Consider the following 7,140-nt stretch of genomic DNA (forward strand, 5'->3'; position numbering starts at 1 on the left):
TTTTCTGGTCTGGGGTGTCGATGCCCACCGCCTTGTAGAATTCATGCCACGAGCAAAAATACCAACCCTTCAGCCGCTCCGAGGTCGCCAGCTTGGGGGCGGGTTCTAAGGCTTTTTTGGCTCGTTGTCTCCATCAATGGCGGTTAGATCTTTTTTTACTGGGTAATAGAACCAGTTTCTACAGTCTGTTCGGCTCTGTAACCGATCTCGCTCAATGTCCCCTTGTCTCTACGATCTTCGATTGCTTGGCGTTTAACTCCCAGTTTGGCGATTAATTCAGATACGGTATACCGCTCAATCGTCTCAAAGGCGATTGATGTGCGGTGTTTGTGCGGTGTTTGTACAGGGGGATTTTTTTCAGGGATTGGGGTAGTAGCGATCGAGTCATTCGACTTTGAAAGTCGAATGGGAGACATCACCCGATCGCTAAAGGCTTTTTTAATTCCGCCACCTCAGCCTCTATAGGTTCTAAAGCTACTTCTATAGATGTCTTAATCATTTCCTCTACATCATCAACACCTATAGAGGGGGTATTCAGATTAGCTATAGAGGATTTAACCATCTCTTCTATATCTAGATTACCTATAGAGTTTTTAATCATTTCCTCTATATCTGCTCTGGAGATACCCACAGGATCGAACTTTGGAGTATTCTCTATACTTCCTGTGGAGTCACTATAGATGTCGATGGAATCAGCCGCCAACATCCGATCGATCGCATCATTGACCAACCATCCCATCGAATATTTATATCGTCTGGCGAGGTCTGCGAATTTCTCCTTCTTATCCTCATCTACCAGCACGGAGAGGATCGGCTTACTGTTCTTTCCCATGATATTCATTTCCTATTGACATCCTCTATTATACCACAGGTATTCAGTAGGATATCAGTATATAAGTAGGATATATGTATAAATATCTATAGGTAAAATATTCCTATTGAATACATACTAATAACCTGTTGACCTATAGAGGAAATAGTGATAATATAGGTATATGGGAATCAGAGAGACGCACTCACCACCCGAACGGTAAAACATCAACAGATACACATGACAAAGCGATCGCTATCCCTAGGAAAGTTAAGCGATCGCCAAGTCAATCCAAACTCAAACAAGAAAGGATTCTTCAATCATGAAATTATTAGACGCTCGTGTCAACGGAATGCCTCGCCAAGTGACCACTAAGTACGGTGATAAGTCGGTTCTAGATGTCGCCACCAGTGAGGGCAATTACACCATCTGGCGACCCGCTGGGGACAGTGAGGTGATGGGACGACGGAACGGGGAACGGGTCAGCATCGCGCTGGACTCCAAGGGTAAAGCCTCACTCGTCGAACACGCCTCTAATTGCCCCGCTGTCGGTTTAGTCCCTACCCCATCCCCTACCGATGATGTGAAACTACCTTTTGAAGCTGAGATGAAACTAAAGCAACAAATGGGATTTACCACTGACCCACAGCCATCTCGAAGTGTTGAAATTGCCGATTATATCGACAGGTTGGGTAAGCTCTATTCCCATTGTTTAACCACAGCCGCTAGTATGCCCACTAGCATCGAATTAGAAGCCCCTGAGATTAAAGATGTAGCCACTACCTTCTTCATCCAGACTGTTCGCCACTTTAACCTCTAATCCTCACGGGGTGGGCATTCCCCACCCCAATAACTAACCACTATCCCCCAATTTTGGGGGACGACTCCAATATGAAATATCAAAGAGGAAAAACCCATACCATGTGCGACATTGATGAAATCCAGTCCGAGCGGGATTATTTTTGGGCGATTGCGTTTGTGGAGGTCGATGGCGATATCGATCGCCATTGGCAAGAATATGAATGCGAGTTGCCGTTAAATTTTCAGGAGATTCATGGCATTCTTGATGATTTCAAATATTTTACTGAGGGTATATTTTGGGATGATGATTTAGAGCTATTTGTCGCGCAGAAAATCTGGCGGGATAAATGTCTTGGGGATCGGATTTGCAATCTGGAATTTGCCGTACATTTAAAAAAGTGTCACTTTACCCATAAAATGGCGAACTTGTGAATCATAACATGGCTGAGAGTTCACGAAAGTAGTCCGTTTCAGGCGATCAATGAATCAAGTTTTGTATCATAACTTGGCGTTGAGTTCTAAAATTGAATCATAATGAGGCGATGAGTTCTTTTTGAGAATTGCATACCAATCTCACTGAAAACAGCAGTTTTTCAAGAACTCTCAGCCAAGATATGGTTCAAAATGCCAAGATATGGTTGAAGAGGAGGAGTACTCGCCTTGAACCCAAGAGAATTTGAACAGTGGTGTCAAACACTGAAATTACCAGCAGCAGCCATCGAATCGATCGCCAAGATTCGGTCGGCTCCCCCAAGCCGTCGCGTCCAGGGACGAGCCTCTAATGTCAGTGGCACCTATCCTTCCCAAAAAATGGGGCTGACCATTCAATTTGAGAGCCACAAAGTGGAATTGTGGGCAATTTACTTGATGGAACACGACCCAAATGTTCTAGAGTATTACGACCAACCATCCTGCTTTAAAATTCAATACACCAACAAATCTGGTCGCAAAATCGGTCACTATCATACGCCAGACTTCTTTGTCCTGAGCACCGAGTCAGCCGCCTGGGTAGAGTGGAAAACCGAAGCTCAACTACAGAAACTGAGTGAAAAATACCCCACTCGCTATCAGATAGCCGCAGATGAGTCGTGGCGATGTCCTCCAGGAGAAGCTTATGCCGAACCGCTAGGACTCAAGTATCAAGTCCGTACTGATGCCCAATTACAGCCCATCTACATCCAGAATTTAATCTTTCTAGAGGATTACCTCAGATTTAAAGCAGACAGTAATCCGTCGATTCAAGCACTGGTAGAAGAGAGAGTTAAAAGCGCACCAGGCATTACTTTAGCCAATCTATTGGCATCAGAATCGCAGCTCGCAGCCAACGATGTTTATGTGATGATAGTACTCGACCAACTCTACGTCGCACTGTCAGATGTGCCACTCGTACAGCACGAACGAGTACGGCTATATCCAGACCGCCAGACTTATGACACTTATACAGAGAGTTCTCAACACCAAACAGCTACCTCACTCGCTCTGACAGCACCGCCGACACTAGTTGCCAACACACGTCTGCGCTGGGATGGCAGACTCTGGACATTAGTTAATCTGGGGGAGACAACCACCACCCTACTACCAGAAATCGGACAGCCACTACAAATATCTTCCGCCTTCTTTTACCAACTCCTCGACGGGGGAGCTATTAGCTTTCCTGAAGTAGCAGGAGCAACGAATCCAGAAGTGATGGCACTAATGGAGGGAGCATCGCCGAGCGATCTCAGAGCAGCTAATCAACGGTTTGGGGCAGTCATGGCTGACCGAGAGCAAGGAACGGCAGGGCAGAGTGATATCCCCAAGCGGACTCTGAGTCGATGGTTGAAGCAGTTTCGAGAAGCAGAAATTAAATACGGTTGCGGCTATGTCGGACTGCTCCCCAGAACCCAATCGCGGGGGAATCGCACAGCCAAAGCCCCAACCGCCGCCAGCGAACTACTCAACACCTTTATTACCGAGCAGTTTGAAACCCCCACCCAAGCACCTGCCGCTTCAGTCTATCGGGCGTACCAAAGAGCTTGCGAACAGCAAAACCTGGATCCACTATCGAGCCGCGCCTTCTATCAACGTCTCAAACAACGCCCCCAGAATGAGCAGATTGAAAAACGTAAAGGCTCTAAAGCTGCCTATCGGACTCAACCTTGGTATTGGGAGCTAACTTACAGTACCCCTCGCCACGGCGACCGACCCCTGGGAATCGTCCATATCGACCACACTCAACTCGATCTAGAATTACGTTCCGCGACAACGGGGCGATTGCTGGGAAGACCTTGGCTAACGCTCATGGTAGATGCCTATTCGCGTCGCATCCTCGCCATCTATCTGACCTTCGACCCACCCAGTTATCGTTCCTGCATGATGGCAATTCGCATCTGTGTCCAACGGTTCGGTCGTTTCCCTCAAGCCATCGTAGTCGATGGGGGGAAAGAGTTTCACAGTGTTTATTTTGATACCTTACTCGCGCGTTACCACTGCACTAAGAAGACTCGTCCAGCAGCTAAACCCCGCTTTGGTAGTGTAATTGAGCGACTGTTTGGGACTACCAACACCCAATTAATCTTCAACTTGTTAGGAAACACCCAAGCGACCAAACAAGTGCGAGAAATTACCAAGGCAGTTAACCCCAAACAACATGCCCTGTGGACATTAGGCGATTTATATACCTATTTAGTTGAATATGCCTATGTTATTTATGACCAAAACGAACACCCAGCCTTATCGATGTCACCCCAGAGTGCTTACGAGCAGGGTGAGATGAACGCAGGAGAACGACTGCATCGGCGGATTGCCTATGATGAAGACTTTATCCTCGCCACTCATCCCAGTCCCCGTTCGGGACAAGCTTTAGTCCAGACTGGAAAGGGGATTAAACTCAATTATCTCTACTATTGGAGCGATGCTTTCCGCCATCCTGAAGTCGAACGGACGAAAGTATCAGTGCGTTATGACCCCTTTGATTTGGGCGTGGCTTATGCTTACGTTCAAGGGCGGTGGGTTAAGTGCATCTCGCAGTATTACAGCATTTTCTCAGGGCGGAGTGAACGAGAACTGCTGTTGGCTTCGCTCGAAATCAAACAACAAGCCAAACTTACCCAAACTCCCACCACTATTTCTGCTAAACGGTTGGCTGATTTCCTTAGTAATGTCACCGCTCATGAGGCTCTGATGCTGCAACGCTTGCGAGATTTGGAGGGACAAAATGTTCTCAATACACTCGGACAAAAATCGTCATCTGCTCCACAGCTCCAGCCGCCAACAGAACCGTTTGCTTCCGGTAGTCTTCAAACCCTTGCGGACATTCAACCCGAACGAGTTTTATCTCTAGATCTGTCCCAAATCCCGTTGTTTGAGGAGTACCGTTAATGAAGGATGTTTTGACTCTCGACTTGAAGCTGGAACTAACATCCAAGCTAACTCACTTTAAAGAGTATGCCGTATCACATCCTCAATTACTTCAAGTAGATAAGGTGCTGATGCAAGCCATTCAAGAACCTGCTGGGTTTGCTCATGTGCTGATCTATGGGCCTTCTGGTGTGGGTAAAACAACGATGATTCGCCAAATTTCCCGACGGTTAAATGAGATCTTACCAGCCGCTGCTACTGATCGATCTAGCTATCGTCATGGGAATTCTGAGCCAGTGCCTTTATTATTGTTGGAGACACGTCCACCAGATGGCGGAGCTTTCAACCGAGCGGATTACTATCGCACTGCACTGAAATTCTTGGGAGAACCTTTCTACGAACGCCGTCTGTTGGTCGATATCGATACCGAACAAACGATTGAGAAGAAAGGACGTGGACGGAGCAAAGCTACCCAGTTTAATGATTCTCCCGAACTGCGTCATGCGCTGGAAGCAGCAATGGCTAAACGGGGAGTCCGAGCCGTTATTCTCGATGAAGCCCAACATTTGATGAAGATAGGTAGTGGAGCCAGTGGTGGCAAACTACTCGACCAATTGGACTGGATTAAATCGATGACGAATGTGACTGGGGTGCTGCATATTCTGATTGGCACTTACGAACTGTTGAACTTTCGCAATTTAAGCGGTCAGGCATCGCGGCGGGGGTTGGATCTTCATTTTCCGCGTTATCTGTTTCAACACGAACAAGACCGTCAGGATTTTCAGGGGGTATTATTGGCACTGCTCAAACAGGTGCCGCTGGCGACTGATATCCCTGCTCTGATGCAGCATTGGTTCTATTTTTACGAACGGTCGATTGGTTGTATTGGTGTGCTCAAGGACTGGCTGATTCGGGCGGTAGCAGCAGCTATCCGCGACGGTAGTGACACCTTGACTCAAGGGCGATTAGAGGAACATGCGCTGTCTTTGTCCCAATGCGAACGCATGGCTCTGGATGCGATTGAGGGCGAACAAAAATTGGGCTATGCGGAAAGTCGGCGCGACCATTTATGGCGGTTGCTACAATCTGGGATGACATCAACGACTGTTCCCATGCCTGTTGTGGATAATTCATCGACCGAGGATGTCTCGCCACCTGCTAAAAAACCGAGGAAAAAGCGTTCTGCTCCGTCAACCACAGAGTCAGTAACGGTATCTGTCGAAACTGTCGAGGCTGTCGTTGAACCTGTCCCGCCTAAGAAAAGAAGGAGTAAAAAGACTGTCACAACGCCTGAAACAGTTCCTGAAACAGTTCCTGAAACTTTGAATGTCACTAGCAGCGATCTGGCAGTAGATCTGGTTCAGACCGAAATGCCTCTACCTGTAGCCGAGCCTGCTCAGAAAAAAACCTCAAGGCGGGTCGGACAGCGAAATCCACAACGAGATCCAGTTGGCTGAGATGATTGGGGGTGAACTATTTTTATTAGGAGGTACTTAGACTTGTGAAGCATAAAATGGCTTTTTACGCCATTTTATGGGTAAAGTGACAGCAGCTAGAAACGATTGGGGTGGTACGAACTCCACATCAAGGAACGATAAGGCGAGTGAAGTTATGTCACTTTACCGATAAAATGGCGAACTTGTGAATCATAACATGGCTGAAATTCCACGAAAGTAGTCCATTTCAGGCGATCGAAAAATCAAGTTTTGCATCATAACTTGGCGTTGAGTTCTGAAATTGAATCATAACAAGGCGATGAGTTCTTTTGAGAGTTCTCTGACAACCGCACTGAAAAACAGCGATTGTCAGAGAACTCTCGGACAAGATATGATTCAAAGTGCCAATTTATGGTTGATTATATCGATTTCTGCCTGTTGAGACTTAAAGCAAGATGAAATTCTAATTTGAGTTAGCTTAATGTCTGATTATTCTTAATTGAACCTCAACTCGACTAATATAATCTCGATCGTTAATCATTTCTGGCAACAAATCTTCAGATTCAATGGCTGCTCTGACTAAATCTGTAGCAGTAATTCTACCAATTCTGGAGCCATCGATTAATGAGCCAAATCCAGGAATAGAATGTGCCCGATATCTACCTTGATAAGCATTCCCAACTAAGTTAAACGGGGTGATATATTTTTTGGTGGGAATATTGTTACTTATTTTTGTTAGCGGCTGTATTAGCA

General features: G+C 46.5%; 7 protein-coding genes. 4 read left to right on the top strand and 3 right to left on the bottom strand.

Features of this window, described 5'->3' with window-relative positions:
* Positions 1-155: 155 nt before the first annotated feature.
* Both RMO55_RS05695 and RMO55_RS05700 read right to left on the bottom strand, forming a co-directional pair.
* Positions 156-416, bottom strand: coding sequence for a hypothetical protein (locus RMO55_RS05695; protein WP_310424717.1), 261 nt, complete (start codon positions 414-416; stop codon positions 156-158).
* Complete coding sequence (locus RMO55_RS05700) at positions 416-832, bottom strand: hypothetical protein (RefSeq protein ID WP_310424719.1); 417 nt, start codon at positions 830-832, stop codon at positions 416-418. Before RMO55_RS05700 ends, RMO55_RS05695 begins: the two co-directional genes overlap by 1 nt.
* Before the next feature lie 301 nt (positions 833-1,133).
* Here RMO55_RS05700 and RMO55_RS05705 point away from each other — a divergent pair, with 301 nt between their 5' ends.
* The 4 genes from RMO55_RS05705 (at position 1,134) to RMO55_RS05720 (ending at position 6,408) form a co-directional block, all read left to right on the top strand.
* Positions 1,134-1,631, top strand: coding sequence for a hypothetical protein (locus RMO55_RS05705; RefSeq protein WP_310424721.1), 498 nt, complete (start codon positions 1,134-1,136; stop codon positions 1,629-1,631).
* Positions 1,632-1,702: 71 nt separating this feature from the next.
* Positions 1,703-2,044, top strand: a complete 342-nt coding sequence (locus tag RMO55_RS05710) for a hypothetical protein (RefSeq protein WP_310424723.1) — start codon at positions 1,703-1,705, stop codon at positions 2,042-2,044.
* 228 nt (positions 2,045-2,272) lie between these two features.
* Positions 2,273-4,972: a TnsA endonuclease N-terminal domain-containing protein gene (locus RMO55_RS05715; RefSeq protein ID WP_310424725.1), complete on the top strand. Its 2,700-nt coding sequence runs from the start codon at positions 2,273-2,275 to the stop codon at positions 4,970-4,972.
* Positions 4,972-6,408 carry an ATP-binding protein gene (locus RMO55_RS05720; protein ID WP_310424727.1) on the top strand — a complete coding sequence of 479 codons (1,437 nt, stop codon included), beginning with the start codon at positions 4,972-4,974 and terminating at the stop codon, positions 6,406-6,408. The genes RMO55_RS05715 and RMO55_RS05720 overlap by 1 nt, the downstream gene beginning before the upstream one ends.
* A gap of 457 nt (positions 6,409-6,865) precedes the next feature.
* Here the strand turns inward: RMO55_RS05720 and RMO55_RS05725 are convergent.
* The coding region (locus RMO55_RS05725; RefSeq protein ID WP_310424728.1) for a hypothetical protein at positions 6,866-7,140 on the bottom strand (275 nt) is incomplete at its 5' end.

The organism is Chamaesiphon sp. VAR_48_metabat_135_sub (assembly GCF_031418915.1).
Classification (GTDB): Bacteria; Cyanobacteriota; Cyanobacteriia; order Cyanobacteriales; family Chamaesiphonaceae; genus Chamaesiphon.

Excerpts from the sequence above, each read along its gene's own strand:
- RMO55_RS05700 (WP_310424719.1), bottom strand. The coding sequence starts at position 832 with ATGGGAAAGAACAGTAAGCCGATCCTCTCCGTGCTGGTAGATGAGGAT.
- RMO55_RS05695 (WP_310424717.1), bottom strand. The coding sequence starts at position 416 with ATGTCTCCCATTCGACTTTCAAAGTCGAATGACTCGATCGCTACTACC.
- RMO55_RS05710 (WP_310424723.1), top strand. The coding sequence starts at position 1,703 with ATGAAATATCAAAGAGGAAAAACCCATACCATGTGCGACATTGATGAA.
- RMO55_RS05720 (WP_310424727.1), top strand. The coding sequence starts at position 4,972 with ATGAAGGATGTTTTGACTCTCGACTTGAAGCTGGAACTAACATCCAAG.
- RMO55_RS05705 (WP_310424721.1), top strand. The coding sequence starts at position 1,134 with ATGAAATTATTAGACGCTCGTGTCAACGGAATGCCTCGCCAAGTGACC.